The organism is Pseudomonas sp. MYb185, from assembly GCF_002979975.1.
Taxonomy (GTDB): domain Bacteria; phylum Pseudomonadota; class Gammaproteobacteria; order Pseudomonadales; family Pseudomonadaceae; genus Halopseudomonas.
Genome location: NZ_PCQD01000003.1, coordinates 209,980 through 231,765, shown reverse-complemented (window position 1 = coordinate 231,765; position 21,786 = coordinate 209,980). Strand labels below are relative to the sequence as shown.

Here is a 21,786-nt window from a genome sequence, read left to right as displayed (position 1 = left end):
TTGCACGATGATTTTTCCGCGCTTCTTGCATTGTGCACAGCCACGCCCCTGGGACATCGACACAACCAATTGAAAAATATGGGATTTCTTTTTTACACGAAGCTGGCACGGCAGCTGCAACGCTCTACCCTGAGCGGTTACCGCTAGAAAAGAAGGAGTCATGCAATGCATACATTGAAGAAACTCGCTATGGCCACCGCGACCGCTGGTGTCCTGGCCCTGAGCCCGATCGCCGCGCATGCCGCTGATGGCGACCTCAGCCGGCAGTTGACTGAAGCGCGTCAGGAAGGATCGGTGTGGACTGCCTTTGCACTGAACCGGCACCTGAGCCCCTTCAGCATCGATGTGGAGATCGAAAACGGCGTCGCCATCCTGACCGGCGAAGTCGAGTCCGAGGTGGACCGCGACCTGGCCGAACAGGTGGCGCTGGGTGTGGATGGCGTGAGAGAGGTCGACAACCAGCTGCAGGTAGCTGGGGAAGAGGTGGAGCGCAGTGCCGATGGCAGCGATGGCCGGGCCTTTTCCACACGTTTCAATGATGCAACCACCACGGCCACGGTGAAGTCCAAACTGCTATGGAACCGCAATACCGAAGGCCTGGATATCAATGTCACTACCCGCGATGGCGTAGTCACTCTGGAGGGCCGCGCCGATTCGGACGCTGCCAGTGAACTGGCCGAGCGCCTGGCGCGCAATACCGAGGGTGTACGTCAGGTCGACAACAAATTGAACGTCAGTGCCGAGGGCGGCACCAGTGACAGGGCCAAGGCCCGCGTGGATGATGCCGGCGGCGCGATCAGCGATACCTGGATCACCAGCAAGGTGAAATCCAGCTTCCTGTTCAGCAGCAATCTCGACGGCCTGGATATTTCCGTGGAAACCAAGAGTGGCCAGGTAACCCTGAGCGGTCAGGTCGCCACTGATGCAGAGAAGTCCCTGGCGGTCGAGACTGCCGAGAACATCCGCGGCGTGCGCGGGGTCAATGCCGATGCACTGAGGGTCGGCGGCAGGGAGAGCTAGATCGGTGCTGAAGCACTGAAGCGCTATTCCATCAACCGAGGAGAACTACCATGCTGAGTTGGGCCATTACCTTCCTGATCATCGCCATCATCGCTGCGGTACTGGGCTTCGGTGGCATTGCCGGCACCGCCACAGGTATCGCCAAGATCCTGTTCATCGTATTCCTGGTGCTGTTCATCGTGTCCTTCATCATGGGGCGTCGCCCCAAGCTATAGGTCACTCAACCGCAGCGCGAAACTCATACCGGCCACTCATGTGGCCGGTTCGCCTTCCGGAAACCGCACGCTGACCAGCAGACCGCCCAGTTCACCCTGCTCCAGGCTGATCTCGGCCCGGTGCGCACGACAGATCTCGCCGACGATGGACAACCCCAGGCCACTGCCTTCACCACCCTGACGGTAAAAACGTTCGAATACGCGGGCACGCTCGGTTTCCGGGATGCCCGGGCCGGTATCCTCGACTTCCAGACGGGCCGGTGATGTCAGGCGCAGCACGATCTGTCCACCCGCCGGAGTGTGCGCCAGCGCATTGTCGATCAGATTGCCCAGCAGTTCCTGCAGCAGGGTCGGCTCGCCCCATACGGTAAAGGGCTGCGACACGTCCAGCGCCAGTTCGACGCCGCGTCCATAGGCCAGCGGCACCATGGCCATGGCCACCTCCTGCACCAGTGGCTGCATGGCGATACGCTCGGCGCTGCCATCGGCCACTGCCCGGGCGCCGCGCTCGATACGTGCCATGGACAGCAGCCGGTTGGCCAGCGCAATGGTGCGGTCGGCGCTCAGCTCGGCATCCTGCAACGCCTGGCGCCACTGCTCCGGCCGCGTGGAACGCAAACCGAATTCGATACGCGCCTTGAGCGCCGACAGCGGCGTGCGCAACTCGTGGGACGCTTCGGCGATAAAGTCGCGCTGACGTTCGAAGTTCTCCTTGAGCTGGCTGGTGAAGTGGTTGATGGCGTCCACCAACGGGCTGATTTCCCGTTGCAGCCCCTCGGTGCTGATCGGGCTCAGATCATCGCTGCGCCGCCTGGCCACCTCTTCCTTGACCCGCCGCAGCGGCCCCAGTGCCGCGTTCACCGTCAGCCAGACCAACAGCAGGGCGCTGATGCTGAGCACGCTGAGATTGATCAGCGAACGCTGCAACAGGTGGCGCGCCATGCCCTCACGGGCATTCAGCGTTTCCGCCACGCGGATCTCCGCCATGCCGTGCTCATCGCCCACGCTGACCGGCTGCAGCAGGCTGACCACGCGCACCTCGGTGTCACGGTAGCGGCCATCGTAGAAGCGGGCCAGCGCCGGATAGTCACGGGTCATGGGTACGCCTTGCGGCGGCGCCGGCAGGTCCTCGTAGCCGGAAACCGAGACCCCCTGCCGATCCAGCACCTGATAGTACAGCCGCCCGGTGATGTCATAGGCAAAGTTGTCCAGGGCGATATAGGGCACCTCGACGGACAGTCGACCCTCGGCATCGAACAGCCGCTCGGCAATGCTCCGTGCCGAGGATAGCAGCGAGCGGTCATAGGCGGTATCGGCGGCCTCCCGGGCATTCCAGTAGGCGCTGATCGCTGCCAGTACCAGCAGCAGGCTGAGCATCAGCGCCAGCCGCACCATCAACCGCCGGCGCAGGCTGCCGGCGCTGCGCCGGCTCATTCGGCGACTTCCAGCAGATAGCCCAGGCCACGGAAGGTGACGATGCGCACACTGCTGCCATCGAGCTTGCGCCGCAGCCGGGAAATGTAGATCTCGATCGCCTCCGGGCTGGCATCCTGATCCAGGCCGAAGACCTTGCTGGCCAGTTGCTCCTTGTTCAGCAGCCGTCCCGGCCGGCTGATCAGGTTTTCCAGAACCGCATGCTCGCGTGAAGGCAGTTGCAGGGGCGCATCGTCCAGGGTGAAGCGGCGGTCAGTCAGGTCATAGACCAGCGGCCCGCAGCGTTGCTGGCGCTCACCACCCATCAGGCTGCGGCGCAGCAGGGCGTTGACCCGGGCCTCCAGCTCGCTGAGCTCGAAGGGCTTGGCCAGGTAGTCGTCGGCACCCAGATTGAGGCCGCGTACCCGGTCGCTGACCTCGCCGCGCGCGGTCAGGATCAGCACCGCCAGGGTCTGGCGCCGCTCACGCAGCTGACGCAGCACTTCGAAGCCGTCCATCCGCGGCAGACCGACATCGAGAATGGCCAGGGCGTAGTCCTCGCTGCGCAACGCCAGGTCGGCAGCCACCCCGTCATGCAGCGTGTCCACCGTCAAACCGCCCGCCTTGAGCGCGCGGGTCAGGCTGTCAGCCAGCTCCGGATCGTCTTCCACCAGCAGAATACGCACCGGCCCGTTCCTCCCTAAGATCGTTTAACCGAGTTTACACCGCCAGTCGCGCTACAGCAGTGGCAAGTTTCGATGACAGGTTGATGAAAGGTTTCCACATTAGGCTGCGGAACCTTACACCGAATACCACCCGATTCAGAGAGAGCGCACAGCGCTCCGTACAACAAGAACAATGGAGAAGCTGATGCCAGTCAGTTCCACAACCCTGATGTTACGTGCTGCCCCTTTGACACTGCTGCTCTGCCTGCCGCTGGCGCAGGCCCAGTCCGCCGACGGCTTCCTGGCCGGCAGCAAGGCCAGTCTGGAAATGCGCAACATCTATTACAACCGCGACTTTCGCGAGGGCACCGGCCAGTCCAAGCGCGACGAATGGGCCCAGGGCTTTCTGCTCAACCTGCAGTCGGGCTATACCCGCGGCCCGATCGGCTTCGGCCTGGATGCCCAGGGACTGCTGGGCGTCAAGCTGGACTCCAGCCCGGACCGCACCGGCACCGGCCTGCTGCCAACCCACGATGACGGTCGCGCGGCCGATGAATACAGCAAGCTGGGGCTGACCGCCAAGGTGCGTATGTCGCAGTCGCAGTTGCGCGTCGGCCACCTGATGCCCTCGTTGCCAACCCTGAAGCCGAACAACAGTCGCATCCTGCCACAGACCTTCCAGGGCGGCATGCTGGAGATCGGCGAGATGGAGAACCTGGGTCTGTCGCTGGGGCGGCTGACCAGGACCAGACTGCGCGAATCCTCGAATACCGAGGATATCGCACTCAACAGCAAGAACAGCCGCTTCGCCGGCGTGACTGCTGATCATTTTCAATGGGTGGGGGCGGACTACCAGTTCACTCCCAGCCTGGCGGGCAGTTATCACCTGGCACAACTGGATGACATCTACCGCCAACACGTCATGGCTCTGACGCACCGCCGGGCGTTCGGCCCCGGCAGCTTGAGCGCCGAGCTGCGCCTGGCACTGTCCGATGAGCAGGGCGCTGCGCGCGCCGGCAGCATCGACAACCAGGCCTGGCAGGGTGTGCTGGGTTACGGCCAGGCGGGGCACAAGCTTGCCCTGTCGTTGCAGAAGATGCGCGGGGACAATGCCTTTCCGTACATCGATGGCAGCAACCCCAACCTGGTCAACTTCGTGCAGGTCAATGATTTTGCCGAAGCCGGCCAGCGTTCCTGGCAGCTGCGTTACGACTATGACTTCGCCAGGCTGGACATCCCCGGTCTGACGTTCATGACCCGCTATACCAGCGGAGACCAGGCCAAGCTCGCCGCCGGTGGGCAGGGCAAGGACTGGGAGCGCAATATCGAGCTGCAATACATTGTGCAGAGCGGTGCGCTGAAAAATGTCGGGCTGCGCTGGCGTAATGCGACCTATCGCTCCAGCTATGCCCGCGACCTGGATGAAAACCGGCTGATCGTCAGCTATACGCTGCCGATCCGCTGAACCTAGCCTGATTGCTATTCTGATAACCTCCGAAGAGGAACTGCGACATGAAAACATCTCTGCGCACAGTACTGCTCGCCGTGGCCTGCCTGGGTCTGGCGGCCCCTGCCATGGCCGATGAGCCACGGCGCCCGGAATGTATCGCTCCGGCCTCGCCGGGCGGTGGCTTCGACCTGACCTGCAAGCTGGCGCAGAGCGCACTGCTGGACGGCAAATACATCAGCAAACCCATGCGGGTGACCTACATGCCCGGCGGCATCGGCGCGGTGGCCTATAACGCGGTGGTCGCCCAACGCGCCGCCGAGGAAGGCACCATTACCGCCTTCTCCAGTGGCTCGCTGTTGAACCTGGCACAGGGCAAGTTCGGTCGTTACGACGAAAGCGCGGTGAAGTGGCTGGCTGCCTTCGGTACCAGCTATGGCGCCATTGCCGTGCGTGCCGACTCGGAGTTCAAGACCCTGGATGACCTGGCCGCTGCGCTCAAGGCCGACCCGGGCAAGGTGGTCATCGGTTCCGGCGGCACCGTCGGCAGCCAGGACTGGATGCAGACTGCATTGATCGCCCGCGCTGCCGGTGTCGATCCGCGCAAGCTGCGCTATGTCGCGATGGAAGGCGGTGGCGAGCTGGTGACCTCACTGCTCGGCGGGCATATCCATGTGGCCAGCACCGACATTTCCGACTCCATGCCGCATATCGAAAGCGGTGATATTCGCCTTCTCGCGGTGATGGCCGAGGAGCGCCTGCCGGGTGAGCTCAGCGAACAGATCCCCACCGCCAAGGAACAGGGCTATGACGTTACCTGGCCGGTGATCCGCGGTTTCTACATGGGGCCGAAGGTGAGCGACGAGAAATTCGCCTGGTGGAAAGACGTCTTCGACAAGATGATGGCCTCCGAGGAGTTCGCCGAGCTGCGCGAAAGCCGCGAGTTGTATCCCTTCGCCATGAGCGGTGACGAGCTGGACGCCTATGTGAAACAACAGGTCAACGACTACAAGGCACTGGCTGCCGAGTTCGGTCTGACCCGCTGATCGGTTGGCGCGGGCTGGCGTCCTGCCGGCCCGCCTGCGTGAGGATTCCCGTTATGTACCAACGTCTGTTTACCGGCTTTCTGCTGGTGGCCTGTGTCGTGCTCGGCTGGATGGCCTGGGGGCTGGAAGCACCCTTCTCCTACGAACCGGTCGGCCCGCGTGCCTACCCGCTGCTGCTGCTGGGCCTGATGGCCGCCGGTGCACTGCTGCTGTTCATCAAGCCGGCGCTGGAAGGTGGCGACTCGGCGGAGGCGCCGCTGCCGCCGATCATGATACCCAAGCTGCTGTTGTGCCTGGCGCTGCTGCTGGCACTGGCAGCCCTGTTCGAACGCCTGGGCTTCGTGCTGAGCAGCATCGCCTTCGCCTATGGCATGTGCCGCCTGTTCGGTGGCCGCAACCTGCAGGCCATCGTGGTCGCAGTAGTGTTGGGGCTGGGCCTGTACTTCCTCTTCGATCGCATTCTGGATGTGCCGCTGCCGCTCGGTGTGCTGGCCGCCCTGGAGAACTGATATGGATACGCTGCACTATCTGGGACAGGGCTTCGGTGTCGCCCTGAGCCCGAACAACCTGCTGACCGCCCTGGCCGGCACCACCATAGGTACCATCGTCGGCCTGCTGCCGGGGCTGGGTCCGATCAATGGCGTGGCGCTGCTGATTCCGGTGGCCTTTGCCCTCGGCCTGCCGCCGGAAACCGCACTGATCCTGCTCGCAGCGGTGTACCTGGGCTGCGAGTATGGCGGCCGGATCTCCTCGATCCTGCTGAACATTCCCGGCGAAGCCTCCGCCGTCATGACCACCCTGGACGGCTATCCGCTGGCGCGCCAGGGCAAGGCCGGTATCGCCCTGTCGATCTCCGCCTGGAGCTCGTTCATCGGCGGCTTCATCGCCACCGTCGGGGTAGTGATCTTCGCTCCGTTGCTGGCCACCTGGGCGGTATCCTTCGGCCCCGCCGAGTATTTCATGCTGATGGTGTTCGCCACCGCCTGCCTGGCCGGCATGGCTGGTGACAAACCGGTAAAGACCGCGGTGGCAGTACTCATCGGGTTGATGCTGTCGTGCGTCGGCATCGACGCCAACAGCGGCGTGTACCGCTTCACCTTCGGTAGCCTGGGGCTGTCCGACGGCATCCAGTTCGTGGTGCTGGTACTGGGGCTGTTCAGCATCAGCGAGATCCTAACCCTGCTGGAACGCACCCACCATGGCCAGAAGGCGATCAAGGCCAGCGGGCGCATGCTGTTCAACGCGAAGGAAGGCGCCTCGGTGTTCGCCACCAACCTGCGCAGCGGTGTGCTGGGCTTCGTCTTCGGTATCCTGCCGGGGGCCGGTGCGACGCTGGCCAGCGCCATGGCCTACATGACCGAAAAGCGCCTGGCGAGCAAGGATAACCGCTTCGGTAACGGTGACCTGCGCGGTCTGGCCGCTCCGGAAACCGCCAACAGTGCCTCGGCCTGCGGTTCCATGGTGCCGATGCTGACCCTGGGCGTACCCGGCTCCGGTACCACTGCGGTGATGATGGGTGCATTGACCCTGTACAACATCACTCCCGGCCCGCTGCTGTTCCAGAACCAGCCGGACCTGGTGTGGGGCCTGATCGCCTCGCTGTTCATCGCCAACGTCATCCTGATCGTGATGAACGTACCGATGATCAAGGTGTTCACCCGCGTCCTCGAAGTGCCGAACTGGACGCTGGTCCCGGCGATCGCCATCATCACCTCGATCGGTGTGTATGCGGTACATGCCACCACCTTCGACCTGTTCCTGATGATCGGCATCGGTGTGTTCGGCTACATCCTGCGCAAGCTGGACTTCCCGCTATCCGGGGTACTGCTGGGCTTCATCCTCGGCGGGCTGATGGAAAGCAACCTGCGCCGTGCGCTGTCGATCTCCAACGGCGACCTCAGTGTGCTGTGGGGCAGTCCGATCAGCATGACCCTGTGGGCGCTGGTGGCCTTCATCGTGGCCCTGCCGTTCTGGCGTGCCTGGCGCGCCCGCAAGCGTGCTCCTGCACTCCAGCCCGATGCCTGAGGGCAATCCCCTGAAGTACCTGGCAGCCCCGCTCGCGGGGCTGCTCGGCGGCTGGCTTGCCAGCCTGATCCATCTCCCCCTTCCCTGGATAACCGGCTCGCTGCTGGCCGTCATCCTGGTGCGCTGCAGCGGCTGGCTGGTCAATGAACTGCCTGGCGGTCGCCGGGCCGGCCAGTGGCTGGTCGCCAGCGCCATCGGCCTGCACTTCACCGCCCCGGTATTCGAGCAGATGCTCGGGCATCTCTGGCTGATCCTGCTCGGCGCCCTGCTCACCTGCCTGCTCAGCCTGCCGGGTATCATGCTGCTACGCCGCCATGGCGTGGATCGACCCACCGCGTTCTTCGCCAGCATGCCCGGCGGCGCCAGCGAGATGGTGTCATTCGGGCTGCGCCATGGCGCCAACCCCGCGCGGGTGGCCGCCGCCCATAGCCTGCGGGTACTGCTGGTGGTGCTGACCATCCCGGCCATCTTCACCTGGAGCCTGCCGCCCACAGAGGCCCCGGCAGTGGTTGCCAGCGACTGGAACTGGCTGCTGGTACTGATGCCACTGGGATTGCTGGCGGCGCTGCTGTGGCGGCGCCTGGGGCAGCCCAACCCGTGGATGCTCGGCCCGCTGCTGTGCTGCGCCAGCGCCAGCGTGCTGTTCGATCTGGAAGTGGCACTGCCGCCTGCCGCCAGTGCCATCGGCCAATGGCTGATCGGCAGCGCCCTGGGTTGCCATTTCGACCGCAGCTTCTTCCGCAGCGCACCGGCCTTCCTGCTGCGCGTGCTGCTGTTCAGCCTGTGCGCCATGCTGATCGCCGCCGGCACTGCCTGGCTGCTCGGCCAGGCCACCCAGCTGGAAGCGGCCGGCCTGATGCTGGGCATGATGCCTGGCGGTATCACCGAGCTGTGCCTGACCGCCGAGGCGCTGCAGCTGTCGGTGGCACTGGTCACTGCCTTGCAGGTGGCACGGCTGTTTCTGGTGATGTTTCTCGCCGAGCCGCTGTTTCGCCTGTGGCAGCGCCGGCAACCCCTGTGTCAGGAATCCTGAGTGTCATGCCCGTCCACACCGGGCAGAGGCTTTGTAACTGCGACTTTCAGCCCCTTGCCCGGCTCGCTATCCAGCGTTTAGCCTTGTCGCCCCATCTTTCACAAGGAGCGCTGTTGCCGTGCGGATGACTGTCTGGGATCTGCCCCTGCGATTGTTTCACTGGCTGCTGGTGCTGTGTGTCGCCGGCGCCCTGCTGACCATCAACCTGGGCGCCAGCTGGATCGACTGCCATGGCCGCTTCGGCCTGGCGGTGGTCGGGCTGATCGCCTTCCGGCTGGCCTGGGGCGTGCTCGGCTCGACCCATTCGCGCTTTGCCAGCTTCTTTCCCACCCCGGCGGCCATCGGCCGTTACTGCCGGGGCCAGTGGCAGGGGTTGGGACACAATCCGCTCGGGGCACTGTCAGTGTATGCCCTGCTCGGGCTGTTCGCCTTCCAGGCCGTCAGTGGCCTGTTCGCCAGTGACGAGATCGCCTTCAGCGGGCCGCTGACCCGCGCTGTTTCCTCGAGCACGGTCAGCACCCTGAGCAGTTGGCATCGGCAGACCGAACTGTGGCTGTACCTGCTGGTCGGCCTGCACATACTGGCGATCATCGCCTACCGGCTGCGCGGCAAGCGTCTTGTCGGACCGATGATCCATGGCAAGGTAGAGGTGGATAATGCGGCACCGGCGCCGCGGGGCGGAGGCGTGCTGGCGTTTGTCGTCGCCGTGCTGATCGCACTGGCCGTGGTATGGCTGGCCAACGGCGGCTGGATTCCGACACCACCCCCAGCGCCGGCACCTGCCTGGTGAGTCTGTGCGGGCAGCGCCCGCACAGTTGACGGCTTACTTCTGGCGATACTTGTCGTGGCAGGACTTGCAGGTCTGGCCCACTTCACCGAAGGCAACGCGAATCGCCGCCTGATCGCCGCTGGCGGCGGCACTGGCCAGGTTGCCGGTGGTTTCATTCAGACGCGCGGAAATGTTTGCCACGTCATCGAAATTGTCGAACATCTCCGGCTTGACCCGGGTAGCCTGGGAGCCGACCTGCTTGTCGGTGCCCGGTCCATACAGCGCACCCATGCCGGAATTGGCGATGGCGGCCAGGGTATTGGCCGCCGCCGCGACCTGGGCCTGGTTGTAGGCCACGCTCTGGTCGATCACCTGGGCCTTGATCTTGCCCATGTTCCAGGACATGTAGCTGTAGCCGGCCTGGCGCAGCTTGATCTGATCTTCCGGGGACACCACCTCGGCCTGGGCGGATAGGCTGAGGCTCAGCACTGCGGCACTCAGCGCACCGGCTAGCACGGATTTCATCACGTAATACTCCTTGTCTGTAGATATTCGGGCAGCCCCAGGCTGCCGCCCCGTTGTATAACGGCGGACAGGAGAAAATACCAGTGGCCAATAGTATCAAGCTGTTTGCGGCGGCGGTTCGGTACTCGGCCGCTTCACCTCGCTGAGGGTGTTGAAGGCGATATGCGTGCTGGGGAATACCTCGGAGACCTGCTGCTCGATCCAGTCGGTGTCTTCCAGTTGATCCATCACCGGCCCCTTGACCTCGGCCAGGTGGATATTGATGTCCTTCTCCCGCAACCCCTCGCTCAACTCGGACAGCATGTCCAGGCCGGTACTGTCGATATGGTTGACCGCCGACAGGATCAGCAGCAACTCGCGGGTATCCGGGTAGTCGCGCAGGGCCTGCAGGATCGCCCGCTCGATAGCCTTGGTGTTGGCGAAGAAGATGTTCTCGTCGATGCGGATGGCCAGCAGCTGCGGCTCGGTTTCCACCAGGTGGCGCTGGGTATTGCGGAAATAGTGGGTGCCCGGCACCCGCCCGACCACCGCCACATGTGGCCGGCTGCCGCGCCACAGCTGGGTGACGATCGACAGGCCCACACCGAGCACGATACCGCCCTCGACCCCCAGCAACAGTACCCCGGCGGCGGTACAGACCAGTGTCAGCCCCTCGCGCCGGTCGTAGCGCCAGGCGCGTCGCAGGCTGGCAATATCGATCAGTGGCGCCACCGCCACCAGGATCACCACCGCCAGCACCACCAGCGGCAACCAGGCGAACAGCGGCGCGATGGTCAGCAGCATCAGGCCGATCACCAGTGCCGAGACGATACCCGCCAGCGGTGTGTTGGCGCCGGCCTCGACGTTGACCCCGGAGCGGGAGAACCCACCGCATACGGCAAAGCCGCCGGTCAGCGCCGAGCCGACGTTGGCCGTGCCCAATGCCAGCAGCTCGCGGTCCGGGTCGATGCTCTGACGCTTGCGCCGCGCCAGTGACTGGGCGATGGAGACACTCTCGACGAAGCTGACCAGGCTGATCAGCGCCGCCGGCAGCAACAGCGCACGCAGGGTGGACATATCCGGAGTGGACCATACCAGCGATGGCAGACCCGCCGGCAGGCTGCCAACCACCGGCACGCCCCGCGCGCCCAGATCCCAGCCGATGGTCACCAGCAGCCCGATCAGCACCACCAGGATCGGTGCCAACCGCGCCAGCAGCCGCGCAGCGGAGGCGCTCAGGCCCAGGCGTTGCAGGTGCCCGGCCAGCAGGCTGCGGGCATACAGCAGCCCGGCCAGGGCCAGCAGCCCCATGCCCAGCACCAGACTATTGACCGGCTGCCAGGCCGCCAGCAACTCGGTCGGGGAATTCGGCAGGCTGGCCAGACCGAGCAGGTGTGGCAACTGGCTGAGTACGATGAGAATGGATGCGCCACTGATGAAGCCACTGATCACCGGGTGGCTGAGAAAGTTGGCCAGAAAGCCCATGCGCAGCAGACCGAGAATGAACAGCAGGATCCCCGACAGCAGCGCCAGCCAGATCGCCAACTGCAGATAGTGCTCGCTGCCGATGGTCGCCAGCGGTGCCAACAGCGCGGCGGTCATCAAGGCGGTGACCGCCACCGGGCCGACCGACATGCTCATGCTGGTACCGAACAGGGCATAACCGAGCAACGGCAGCAGGCTGGCATACAGGCCGATCTGCACTGGCAAGCCGGCCAGCATGGCGTAGGCCATGCTCTGCGGAATGATCATGACCGCGGTGACCACACCTGCCACCAGGTCGCCGCTGAGCCAGGCCAACCGGTAGTGACGCAGCCAGGCCAGCAGTTCCTCGCCACCGGGCGGTTGCAGACGGGGATTATCGCGTGTCAATCGACTACCCGCCCGTGCCTGACCCGCCGTTGCCTATCGCTCCATAGCCGATGCCCCACGCAGAAATCCCCCCAAGCTGTACAGGAAACGACGCCGTCCGCGCGGCGCAACTGAGCACAGTGTAGCGCCAGCCACCCGGCGACGCACCGGGTGCGGCCGGCAGCGCCAGGTGCTGACAGACTGATCGGCCGATATTCAGTGCGGCCAGCACACTGGAGCCCGGGCGGCGGATCGCCGATACTCGGGGAAAACAACCGATGGATGGAGAATGGCATGAACCAGCAACGCTTTGATCTGACCGGCAAGACCGCCCTGGTAACCGGTGCCTCCAGTGGCCTCGGCGCGCACTTTGCGAAGGTGCTGGCCGGGGCCGGTGCACGGGTGGTGGTCACCGCCCGGCGCATCGAGCGGTTGCAGGCGCTGGTCGACGAGCTGCAGGAACAGGGCAAGCAAGCAATCGCCCTGCCGATGGACGTGACCGACGCCGACAGCGTCGGCCGTGCCTTCGATCAGGCGGAGCAGCAGTGGGGGCTGGTGGACATCCTGGTCAACAATGCCGGTATCGGCGATCCGGTGATGTTCCTGAACATGACCGAGGGCAACTGGCGCAGCATGATCGATACCAACCTGGACGGTGCCTGGCGCGTCGCCCACCGCGCCAGTCTGGCCATGGCCAAGGCCGGGCAGGGTGGTTGCGTGGTCAATATCGCCTCCATCCTCGGTCTGCGCGTCGGTACCGCGCTCAGCCACTATGCGGTGGCCAAGGCCGGCGTGGTGCAACTGACCAAGGCCATGGCCATGGAGCTGGCGCGCAACGACATCCGCGTCAACGCCATCGCTCCCGGCTACTTCCGCACCGAGATGAACGGTGACTACTTCGACACCGCCAAGGGCCAGGAATACATCCGCAGCAAGGTGCCGATGCGCCGCCTCGGGCGTCTGGAGGAGTTGGATGGCGCCCTGTTGCTGCTGGCCAGTGAAGCCGGCTCGTTTATTACCGGCTCCATCATCAATGTGGATGGCGGGCACCTGAACAACAGTCTCTGAGTGCACCCGGCGTCCTACAGCTGGGACCGCAGCCACTCCGCCAACCGCCGGGCCTTGTCCTGGGGTTGGCGCTCGGGTACCCACAGCGCCAACTGGCTGGGGGTATCCACAAAGCCCCAGGGGGCCAGCAGCCGGCCTGCGGCGATATCATCGGCGACCAGCAGGCGTGGCGCGATGGCCACGCCCAGTCCGGACAGGGCCGCCTCCAGCAGATAATACAGGTGCTCGAAATCCTGGCCCCGCTGCAGGCTGTGCGTATCCAACGCATTGGCCTTGGCCCAATCCGACCAGGCCCGCGGACGTGACAGGGTGTGCAGCAGGGCTTCCTCCTGCAGCACCGCAGGCGGTTGCTCCAGCAGGGCCGCGGCCCGCGCATAGCGCGGGCTGAATACCGGGCCGATCGATTCACGCAACAGCGGATACACCTGCATGTCCGCCGGCCACGGCGGTTCGGCGAACAGCAGCGTGGCGCTGGTGCCCGGCCGGCGCGGATCGAGTTCACCTTCGCTGGCCGACAGGTGCAGGTTCAGTTCCGGCAGCTGCCGATTCAGCCGGTCCAGCCGCGGGATGAACCAGCGCGCCAGCAGGCTGCCGGGACAGGCCAGCAGAAAGGGCGCCCGCGTCTCATCCTGGCTGATGCGGGCACAGGCCTCGCGCAGGGTATCGAAAGCCTCGCGGCTGGCGTCACGCAGCTGCCGCCCGGCGGTAGTGAGCTGGATGCCGCGTCCGGCCTTGGCAAACAGCGCCACCCCCAGCTCTTCCTCCAGGCTGCGCAGCTGACGACTGACCGCACCATGGGTCACGTGCAGCTCATCCGCTGCTTTACTCACACTTTCCAGGCGTGCGGCCACGTCAAAGGCACGTAAAGCGTTCAATGATGGCAGTTCACGGCCCATGGAATGGTTACCTTTTCTCACATATGCAACACATCTTATCGATTTTTATTGGCCGGTGCCCGTCCTATCGTAATGGCCTACACAGGAGGTCATGCCCATGCACCATTCCACCACCCACTACAGCCAGGGCGCCGATGCCAGGGGTCATTTCGGCCAGTTCGGCGGACGCTTCGTCGCCGAATCCCTGATGCCACTGATCCTCGAACTGGAACGCCAGTTCAATGCCGCCATGGCGGAGCCCGGCTTTCTCGCCGAACTGGATCGCTTTCAGGCCGAGTTCGTCGGCCGGCCCAGCCCACTGTATTTCGCCGAGCGTCTGACCGAGCTGTACGGCGGCGCGCGTATCTACTTCAAGCGTGAAGAGCTGAACCACACCGGCGCGCACAAGATCAACAACTGCATCGGCCAGATCCTGCTGGCGCGGCGCATGGGCAAGACCCGGATCATCGCCGAAACCGGTGCCGGCATGCACGGTGTGGCCACCGCCACCGTGGCCGCGCGTTTCGGCCTGGAGTGCGTGGTCTACATGGGCGCCACCGATATCCAGCGCCAGCATGACAACGTGGCGCGGATGCGCCTGCTCGGTGCCCGCATCGTGCCGGTCACCAGCGGTACCGGCACCCTCAAGGATGCGATGAACGAGGCCCTGCGCGACTGGGTGACCCATATCGACAACACCTTCTACCTGATCGGTACCGTCGCCGGTCCGCATCCCTATCCGAGCATGGTGCGCGAATTCCAGGCGGTGATCGGTCGCGAAACCCGGGAACAGATGCTGGTGCGCGAAGGGCGATTGCCGGACAGCCTGGTGGCCTGCATCGGCGGCGGCTCCAATGCCATGGGGCTGTTCCATGCGTTTCTGGATGATGCCGGGGTGCAGATGATCGGCGTCGAGGCGGCGGGCGAAGGCCTGCATAGCGGCAAGCATGCCGCCAGCCTGCAGGGCGGCTCGCCCGGCGTGCTGCATGGCAATCGCACCTATCTGCTGCAGGATGACGACGGTCAGATCAGCGACGCACATTCGGTATCCGCCGGCCTCGACTACCCGGGGATCGGACCGGAACACGCCTGGCTGCATGAGCAGGGCCGGGTCGAATACGCCGCCATCGATGATCGGCAAGCGCTGGCAGCCTTCCATGTCTGCTGCCGCCAGGAGGGCATCATCCCCGCCCTGGAAACCGCCCACGCCCTGGCCGAAGTGGCCAGGCGCGCGCCGCAGCTGCCGCCAGAGCACCTGATGGTGGTCTGCCTGTCCGGCCGCGGCGACAAGGACATGCCCACCGTGTTGCGTCTTATGGAGGAACAGGCATGAGCTGCCGCATGCACCAGCGTTTCACCGAATTGAACCGGAGCGGCCGGGCCGCGCTGGTGACCTATATCTGCGCCGGCGATCCGGATCACGACACCAGCCTGGCGCTGCTGAAACAGCTGCCGGCGGCCGGTACCGACATCATCGAACTGGGCATGCCCTTCAGCGACCCCATGGCCGATGGCCCGACCATCCAGGCCGCGGCCCTGCGGGCATTGCAGACGGGCCAGACGCTGCGCAAGACGCTGGACATGGTGCGCCAGTTCCGCACCGAGGATCACACCACGCCGCTGGTGCTGATGGGCTACTACAACCCCATCCATCACTATGGCCCCGGTGCCTTCATCCGCGATGCCAACGATGCCGGCGTGGATGCGCTGCTGATCGTCGATCTGCCCGCCGAACACGATGATGAACTCGGCCCCGGTGCCCGGGCGCTGGGGATGCACATCATCCGCATGGCGACCCCCACCACCGATGCCGAGCGCCTGCCGGCGGTACTGGATGGTGCCGGTGGTTTCCTCTACTACGTTTCCCACAATGGCGTCACCGGTATCGGCGCCGCGGACAATCAACAGGTCAGCACAGCGCTGGCGCGCATCCGTGAACACACCAGCCTGCCGGTGTGCGTCGGCTTTGGTGTGCGCACACCCGCCCAGGCTGCGGCGCTGGGCCGGGATGCCGCCGGCGTGGTGGTGGGATCGGCGCTGGTGGAAAAGCTGGCGGAGCAGGGCGTGGAACCGGCGCTGGGCTTGGTCCGTGAGCTGGCAGCAGCGCTGAAAATCCGCTAGGTTGAGGGGAGTCGGATGCCAGGAGGGCACTCATGAAACTATCTCTGCTCGGATGGTGCGCCATTCTGGGGCTGGCTGCCGGCCTGCTCGGCCCAGCCCAGGCCTCGATGCGCTGCGGCACAGAACTGATTGATACCGGGGCGTTGCTGGAGGACGTGTTGAAGTACTGCGGCGAGCCACAGCAGCGCTCGCTCGAGGAACCGGTGGATGAACATGGCTATTTGATCCGCGGCGCGGTCGCCGTGGAACAATGGCGCTACGGGCCAGACAATGGCATGTACCGCTATTTGCGCTTTCTCGATGGCCGACTGGTGGAAATCCGCGCCCGTCGGTATTGAGTCAGTGGCAGTGCTGGCCGCTAACCCAGGTCGCCGGGATGAAACCCGGCCCACCGTGCAACCACGTCAGCGCAGCGCTGCCAGCACCGGCGTCGTATCCGGGCGTACCCCGCGCCAGAGCAGGAAGGCTTCCGCCGCCTGTTCCACCAGCATGCCCAGCCCGTCGATGCAGCGCGCCGCGCCCTGCTGCGCCGCCCAGCGGTTGAACACCGTGGCCTCGCTGGCGTACATCATGTCGTAGCACCAGGTGTGGCCAGGGCGGATCAGACTCGGCGAGATCGGCGGCAGCTGACCGTCGAGGCTGGCCGAGGTGGCGTTGATGATCAGATCCACCGACTCCTCGATCCATTCGAAGCCGGCGGCGCTGATCGGCCCCTGATCCTTGAACAGCATGGCCAACTGTTCGGCCTTCTCCACCGTGCGGTTGACCACGCACAACTGCGCCGGATGCGCCTGCAGCAATGGCTGGATCACCCCCCGCGCCGCGCCACCGGCACCGATCAGCAGAATGCGCTTGCCGGCCAGCGCCAGCCCGGCGTTGTGTTGGATATCCCGTACCAGGCCTCTGCCATCGGTGTTGTCGCCCAGCAGGCGGCCATCGTCCAGGCGCTGGATGGTATTCACCGCCCCGGCCAGCGCTGCGGCGGGCGTGTGGTTGTCGACCAGTGCCCAGGCCTGCTCCTTGAAGGGTACGGTGACGTTGACGCCCCGCCCACCCTGGTGCAGGAACTCGCGCAGGGTGCCGGCAAAGTCATCCAGCGGTGCCAGCAGCGCCTGGTAGCTCAGTTGCTCGCCGGTCTGCCGGGCGAACATGCCGTGGATCAGCGGGGATTTGCTGTGGCCGATCGGATTGCCGATCACGGCATAACGGTCCATCAGTCGACCTCCTTCAACCAGTCACGCGGCGGCAGGAACTCGTCGACCAAGCGCGCTTCGGCCGTGTCGGGCTCCGGCTGCCAGTTGTAGCCCCAGCGCACGGTCGGCGGCAGGGACATGAGGATGGACTCGGTACGCCCGCCGGACTGCAGGCCGAACAGGGTGCCGCGGTCCCAGACCAGATTGAATTCCACGTAACGCCCCCGGCGATATTCCTGGAAGGCCTTCTGCTGTTCGGTCCAGGCTGTGTGTCGGCGGCGTTCGATGATCGGCAGATAGGCCTCCAGATAGGCATCGCCAATGGCGCGCATGAAGGCGAAGCAGCGCTCGAAGCCCCACTCGTTCAGGTCATCGAAGAACAGCCCGCCGATCCCCCGCGCTTCCTGGCGATGCTTGAGGTAGAAATACTCGTCGCACCACTGCTTGTAGCGCGGATAGACCTCCTCGCCAAAGGGCGCGCAGGCGTCCCGAGCCACCCGGTGCCAGTGGATGCAGTCTTCCTCGGTGGCATAGTAGGGCGTCAGGTCGAAACCGCCACCGAACCACCAGACCGGATCGGCACCCTCCTTCTCGGCAACGAAGAAGCGCACGTTGGCGTGGGAAGTCGGCACATGGGGATTGTCCGGGTGCATCACCAGCGACACACCCAAGGCCTGAAAGCCGCGCCCGGCCAGCTCCGGTCGATGGGCGGTAGCCGAGGGCGGCATGCCGTCGCCATACACATGGGAGAAGCCGACACCGCCCTTTTCCAGCAACGCCCCCTGCTCGATGATCCGCGAACGGCCACCGCCGCCGCCCGGCCGCTGCCAGTCATCCTCGCTGAAGGTCGCGCCGCCGTCGGCCAGCGCCAGAGCCGCGCAGATACGATCCTGCAGGCTCATCAGATAGTCCTTGACGGCGGTGATGTCGTTGGCGTCGGGGATGGATTTCACGGGTACCTCTCAGGCGGGACGAATGACGGAATCGGTTTGCAGGTCTCTGATCATACTGGGATTGCGCTGCAGACCCAAAACGCCGGGCACCACATCATCCAGCTCGCCATGGAAATACTGTTCCACGCGCAGCCGCGAACGCGCCGGCGGACGCCCCGCCGGGTTGGCCGAGGTCGAGATCAATGGCCCACAGGCGGCACACAGTTGGCGCACCAGCGGATGATCGCTGACACGCAGGGCCACGGTGGCGTGATCACCGGTGACCCACGGTGGCAGCCGGCCCTGGTGCGAAACCAGCCAGGTATTGGGCCCCGGCCAGGACAGCTGCAGCTTGGCCAGTTGGCTGCGGGGCAGGTCCCAGAGCAGGAAGTCGAATTGCTGCATGTCACCGGCGATCAGGATCAGGCCCTTTTCCACCGGGCGCTGCTTGAGCCACAACACCCGCTCTACCGCTGCGGCCTGCCATGGATTGCAGCCCAACCCCCATACCGCCTCGGTCGGGTAGGCGATCACGCCCCCGGACTGCAGCACCCTTCGTATCTGCCCCAACCGCCAGCCTGCCAGCATATTGCGCCCCTTTGATTTTCGAGAAGCGACATTAGCCGAGCCAGCCTTCCGGCTCAAGGTCAGAGATCACCGGTGCGGCAATATCCCTGCGCGGTGTGCTGCACGTGGCCGTCCAGTTCGAGCTCCATCAGCCCCTGCAGCACCTGGTGGATCGGCAGCTCACTGTGACAGGCCAGCCAGTCGGCGGTGACCGGATCGTGACCGAGCCAGCGCCACAGCGGGTGACTGACCTGGCGGGTGACCGCAGCTGGCCCGCTTGCCGCCAGAGCCGCCTGCAGGGGCAGCTGCAGGACCTGAAATACATCCTGCACGGTCTCCACCAGGGTGGCGCCATCGCGCAGCAGGCGATGGCAGCCGCGGGCCTGCGGGTTGTGGATCGAGCCAGGCATGGCAAACACCTCGCGGTCCTGCTCCATGGCCAGCCGGGCGGTGATCAGCGAGCCGCTGTTGAGACTGGCCTCGACCACCAGGGTGCCCAGACTCAGGCCGCTGATGATGCGGTTGCGCAGCGGGAACAACCCGGCGTGGGGGCTGGTGTGCGGCAACTGCTCGGAGACCAGCGCTCCGCCCGCAGCCACTATGCTGTCGGCCAGCCGGCGGTGCCGGCGCGGATAGCAATTATCCAGCCCGGTACCCCACACGGCGATGGTCTGCCCGCCGCCATCCAGCGCGCCCTGATGGCAGGCGCCGTCGATACCCAGTGCCATGCCGCTGGTCACCGTCAGGCCATTTTCCGCGAAGCTGCGGGCAAAGGCGCGGGCGGTGGCCGCGCCATGCGGGCCGGGATGACGGGTGCCGACCATGGCGATCTGCGGATCGACCAGCAGCGCCGGATCGCCGCGCACGAACAGCGCCAGTGGCGGGTCGCTGATTTCCCGCAGCAGCGGAGGATAGTCAGGACTGTCGAGGGTCAGCAGATGGCAGCCCGGCTGCTCCAGCCAGGTCAGGCTCTGCTCGATGCCCTGCAGCACCCGGCTGTCGCCCCGGCATTGCAGGATGCTGTGCTGCAGGCGCGCAGGCAGCCCCAGGCTGCCAAGCGTCAGCAGATCGGCGTGCAGCAACGCCGGCGGGTCGGCTACCAGCTCAAGCAGTTGCCGGCGCGCGGCCGGGCCCAGCCCGTCGAGCAGGCTCAGAGCCAGCCAGGCCTGCCGGCGGTCGCTCGGGTCGAAGGACATGGATCAGGGGCTCGGCAACAACGGGGAGGAAAAGCGAGAACAGCACAGCGGCGCCACCCCGGGTGGCGCCGCCGATCATCAGGGATTGCGGACCTTGTCCAGGATCGCCAGCTGGCGCTGGGCATTGAGCACGATGCCGTAACTCATGCGCTCATAGACCCGGAATACCATCAGCAGGCCGGCACGTTCATCGGGCAACTGCACGCGCTCGTTCTGGATGCGGTCGCGGACGGTTTCACCGGTCTTGTAGATGGCCAGGACGTTGCCTTCCTCCAGATTGTCGCGCGCCCCCTTGTTCAGGATGACCACATCGTACTGGCCGATCTGGGTCACGCCATTGGGAACATCCAGGATCAGGCCTTCGATCTCGTCCTGCGGATCGCTGGGGAAGAAGGTCGAGGCGACGGCGCGCTCTTCGGTTTCCAGCAGGCGATCACCGATGCGTACTTCCTGGCGGCTGCGGCTGACCATCAGCGTGGTGATGTCGCGCTCGGTGGCCAGCACCTCGGCGTTGCCGATTTCCTGGGCATGGATACCGAGGAAATCACCGTTCTGCGGGTCGCTATAGGCCTTGCCGCGGCGGTACAGGCCATAGGCCGGGACGTCGTCATTCACCTCGCCGCGGGCATACACGCGGTTACCGGCACCGGCTACCACGCTTTCCGCTTCGCCACCGATGACATAGGGCGCCGCTTCCAGTTCCGACTCGTCTTCCATGATGCGACCGGCATTCAGGAAGGCGTTGATCGCCTCCAGCGGGATGGTGGGGATGGCTTCAGCCATGGGGGTGCTGCGTACGCTGGGTGACAACTTGATGGTGCCACCCTGGCCGCGGTTGACCGTCAGGCGTGGCTGGCCGTCAATGTAGACCAGCGAGATGACGTCGCCAGGGTAGATCAGATGGGGGTTGTTGATCTGCGGGTTGGCGTGCCAGATTTCCGGCCATTTCCAGGGCAGGGTGAGGAAACGACCGGCAATTCCCCACAGGGTATCGCCCTTGACTACTTCGTAACGTTGCGGGTGGTTTTCCCTGAACACCGACTCCTGTGCCTGTACCAGAATGCTCACCGAGAGCAGTACCAGGCCGAGTAATGTTTTCCTCATGACACGAATCCCTTTATTATAGAGGCCAGCACCCAGGTCCCACACCCTCCGGCGTGCGGACCAGCTATACTTCCAAGCTGCTCGCATATTAGCAGCACCTTACAGATCAGTTCTACAAGTGCATCACAAACCGACATGGCCATATTGAATATTCTAGAATTTCCCGATCCGCGGCTGCGTACCATCGCCAAGCCGGTGGAAGTGGTGGATGAACGCATCCGGCAACTGGTCGATGACATGTTCGAGACCATGTATGACGCACCCGGGATCGGCCTGGCGGCGACCCAGGTCAACGTGCATGAACGCGTCATCGTCATCGACCTGTCGGAAGAGCACGACCAGCCGCTGGTGTTCATCAACCCAGAGCTGGAAACGCTGACCGAGGATCTCGAAGAAATGCAGGAAGGCTGTCTCTCGGTGCCCGGCTTCTATGAGACGGTCACCCGCCCCGAGCGGGTCCGGGTCAATGCCCTGGGCCGCGATGGCGAAGCCTTCGAGATGATCTGCGAGGGCCTGCTGGCGGTATGCATCCAGCATGAGTGCGACCACCTGAACGGCAAGCTGTTCGTGGATTACCTGTCCAACCTCAAGCGTGACCGCATCCGCAAGAAGCTGGAAAAGCTCCACAAGGCGCAGGCCAACGCCTGAGCCTGTGCCAGACCCGAAGGCTTGCTGCGGCAAGCCTTTTTCTTTACCCGGACGACACCTCGGCAGGCGCTTGCCGAGCCGACAAGGCAGCATT

23 protein-coding genes are annotated in these 21,786 nt (G+C 64.8%); 13 read left to right on the top strand and 10 right to left on the bottom strand.

Translation table 11 applies throughout. The features are described 5' to 3' along the window. The first annotated feature begins 165 nt into the window (after positions 1-165). Both CQ007_RS05980 and CQ007_RS05975 read left to right on the top strand, forming a co-directional pair. Entirely contained in the window at positions 166-1,020 is an 855-nt protein-coding gene (locus CQ007_RS05980) for a BON domain-containing protein (RefSeq protein ID WP_105644138.1), read from the top strand. Positions 1,021-1,070: 50 nt separating this feature from the next. Further along, positions 1,071-1,235, top strand: a complete 165-nt coding sequence (locus CQ007_RS05975; RefSeq protein WP_105644136.1) for a DUF1328 domain-containing protein — start codon at positions 1,071-1,073, stop codon at positions 1,233-1,235. Positions 1,236-1,271: 36 nt separating this feature from the next. On the opposite strand, the gene CQ007_RS05970 is transcribed toward CQ007_RS05975, so the two are convergent. Together CQ007_RS05970 and CQ007_RS05965 are read right to left on the bottom strand one after the other, a co-directional pair. Next, positions 1,272-2,669 carry a sensor histidine kinase gene (locus CQ007_RS05970; RefSeq protein WP_105644134.1) on the bottom strand — a complete coding sequence of 466 codons (1,398 nt, stop codon included), beginning with the start codon at positions 2,667-2,669 and terminating at the stop codon, positions 1,272-1,274. Further along, on the bottom strand, positions 2,666-3,334 hold the full coding sequence (locus CQ007_RS05965) for a response regulator (RefSeq protein WP_105644132.1): 669 nt from the start codon (positions 3,332-3,334) through the stop codon (positions 2,666-2,668). The genes CQ007_RS05970 and CQ007_RS05965 overlap by 4 nt, the downstream gene beginning before the upstream one ends. A 184-nt stretch (positions 3,335-3,518) precedes the next feature. On the opposite strand from CQ007_RS05965, the gene CQ007_RS05960 reads away from it, so the two are divergent. The 6 genes from CQ007_RS05960 (at position 3,519) to CQ007_RS05935 (ending at position 9,654) form a co-directional block, all read left to right on the top strand. After that, positions 3,519-4,778, top strand: coding sequence for an OprD family porin (locus CQ007_RS05960; RefSeq protein ID WP_218278836.1), 1,260 nt, complete (start codon positions 3,519-3,521; stop codon positions 4,776-4,778). Between the two features lie 47 nt (positions 4,779-4,825). Next, positions 4,826-5,806, top strand: a complete 981-nt coding sequence (locus tag CQ007_RS05955) for a tripartite tricarboxylate transporter substrate binding protein (protein WP_105644128.1) — start codon at positions 4,826-4,828, stop codon at positions 5,804-5,806. A gap of 53 nt (positions 5,807-5,859) precedes the next feature. Continuing rightward, the gene (locus tag CQ007_RS05950) at positions 5,860-6,315 is read left to right on the top strand and encodes a tripartite tricarboxylate transporter TctB family protein (protein WP_105644126.1); all 456 of its coding nucleotides are present in this window, start codon (positions 5,860-5,862) and stop codon (positions 6,313-6,315) included. A gap of 1 nt (position 6,316) precedes the next feature. Continuing rightward, positions 6,317-7,831: a tripartite tricarboxylate transporter permease gene (locus tag CQ007_RS05945; RefSeq protein WP_105644124.1), complete on the top strand. Its 1,515-nt coding sequence runs from the start codon at positions 6,317-6,319 to the stop codon at positions 7,829-7,831. Next, positions 7,824-8,864 (top strand): AbrB family transcriptional regulator, encoded by a 1,041-nt coding sequence (locus tag CQ007_RS05940; protein WP_105644122.1) that lies wholly within the window; start codon positions 7,824-7,826, stop codon positions 8,862-8,864. Before CQ007_RS05945 ends, CQ007_RS05940 begins: the two co-directional genes overlap by 8 nt. Positions 8,865-8,988: 124 nt before the next feature. Beyond that, on the top strand, positions 8,989-9,654 hold the full coding sequence (locus CQ007_RS05935; protein WP_105644120.1) for a cytochrome b/b6 domain-containing protein: 666 nt from the start codon (positions 8,989-8,991) through the stop codon (positions 9,652-9,654). A 33-nt stretch (positions 9,655-9,687) separates the two neighbouring features. On the opposite strand, the gene CQ007_RS05930 is transcribed toward CQ007_RS05935, so the two are convergent. Continuing rightward, entirely contained in the window at positions 9,688-10,158 is a 471-nt protein-coding gene (locus CQ007_RS05930; protein ID WP_105644117.1) for a cytochrome c, read from the bottom strand. Between the two features lie 96 nt (positions 10,159-10,254). Further along, complete coding sequence (locus CQ007_RS05925; RefSeq protein ID WP_218278835.1) at positions 10,255-12,009, bottom strand: SulP family inorganic anion transporter; 1,755 nt, start codon at positions 12,007-12,009, stop codon at positions 10,255-10,257. Between the two features lie 273 nt (positions 12,010-12,282). Between CQ007_RS05925 and CQ007_RS05920 the strand changes: the two genes are divergently transcribed. After that, positions 12,283-13,056 carry an SDR family NAD(P)-dependent oxidoreductase gene (locus CQ007_RS05920; RefSeq protein WP_105644115.1) on the top strand — a complete coding sequence of 258 codons (774 nt, stop codon included), beginning with the start codon at positions 12,283-12,285 and terminating at the stop codon, positions 13,054-13,056. Positions 13,057-13,070: 14 nt separating this feature from the next. Here the strand turns inward: CQ007_RS05920 and CQ007_RS05915 are convergent, their stop codons facing one another. Further along, a complete protein-coding gene (locus CQ007_RS05915; protein WP_105644113.1) occupies positions 13,071-13,952 on the bottom strand; it encodes a LysR family transcriptional regulator in 882 nt (293 codons plus the stop codon). 97 nt (positions 13,953-14,049) lie between these two features. On the opposite strand from CQ007_RS05915, the gene trpB reads away from it, so the two are divergent. The 3 genes from trpB to CQ007_RS05900 are packed head-to-tail and all read left to right on the top strand — an operon-like array spanning position 14,050 to position 16,390. After that, positions 14,050-15,264 (top strand): tryptophan synthase subunit beta, encoded by a 1,215-nt coding sequence (gene trpB, locus CQ007_RS05910; RefSeq protein ID WP_105644111.1) that lies wholly within the window; start codon positions 14,050-14,052, stop codon positions 15,262-15,264. Then, on the top strand, positions 15,261-16,052 hold the full coding sequence (trpA, locus tag CQ007_RS05905) for a tryptophan synthase subunit alpha (RefSeq protein WP_105644109.1): 792 nt from the start codon (positions 15,261-15,263) through the stop codon (positions 16,050-16,052). The genes trpB and trpA overlap by 4 nt, the downstream gene beginning before the upstream one ends. A gap of 32 nt (positions 16,053-16,084) precedes the next feature. Continuing rightward, positions 16,085-16,390 (top strand): DUF2845 domain-containing protein, encoded by a 306-nt coding sequence (locus CQ007_RS05900; protein WP_105644107.1) that lies wholly within the window; start codon positions 16,085-16,087, stop codon positions 16,388-16,390. Positions 16,391-16,456: 66 nt separating this feature from the next. Here the strand turns inward: CQ007_RS05900 and aroE are convergent, their stop codons facing one another. The 5 genes from aroE to CQ007_RS05875 all read right to left on the bottom strand — a co-directional run bounded on the left by aroE (position 16,457) and on the right by CQ007_RS05875 (position 21,044). Next, a complete protein-coding gene (aroE, locus tag CQ007_RS05895) occupies positions 16,457-17,266 on the bottom strand; it encodes a shikimate dehydrogenase (protein ID WP_105644105.1) in 810 nt (269 codons plus the stop codon). Continuing rightward, positions 17,266-18,171: an oxygen-dependent coproporphyrinogen oxidase gene (hemF, locus tag CQ007_RS05890; protein WP_371919801.1), complete on the bottom strand. Its 906-nt coding sequence runs from the start codon at positions 18,169-18,171 to the stop codon at positions 17,266-17,268. Before hemF ends, aroE begins: the two co-directional genes overlap by 1 nt. 36 nt (positions 18,172-18,207) lie before the next feature. Then, entirely contained in the window at positions 18,208-18,765 is a 558-nt protein-coding gene (locus tag CQ007_RS05885; protein WP_105644103.1) for an L-threonylcarbamoyladenylate synthase, read from the bottom strand. 59 nt (positions 18,766-18,824) lie between these two features. Next, positions 18,825-19,940, bottom strand: coding sequence for a DNA-processing protein DprA (dprA, locus tag CQ007_RS05880; protein ID WP_105644101.1), 1,116 nt, complete (start codon positions 19,938-19,940; stop codon positions 18,825-18,827). Between the two features lie 78 nt (positions 19,941-20,018). Beyond that, complete coding sequence (locus CQ007_RS05875) at positions 20,019-21,044, bottom strand: LysM peptidoglycan-binding domain-containing protein (RefSeq protein WP_105644099.1); 1,026 nt, start codon at positions 21,042-21,044, stop codon at positions 20,019-20,021. Between the two features lie 135 nt (positions 21,045-21,179). Here CQ007_RS05875 and def point away from each other — a divergent pair, with 135 nt between their 5' ends. Further along, the gene (def, locus tag CQ007_RS05870) at positions 21,180-21,692 is read left to right on the top strand and encodes a peptide deformylase (protein ID WP_105644097.1); all 513 of its coding nucleotides are present in this window, start codon (positions 21,180-21,182) and stop codon (positions 21,690-21,692) included. Positions 21,693-21,786 lie beyond the last annotated feature (94 nt).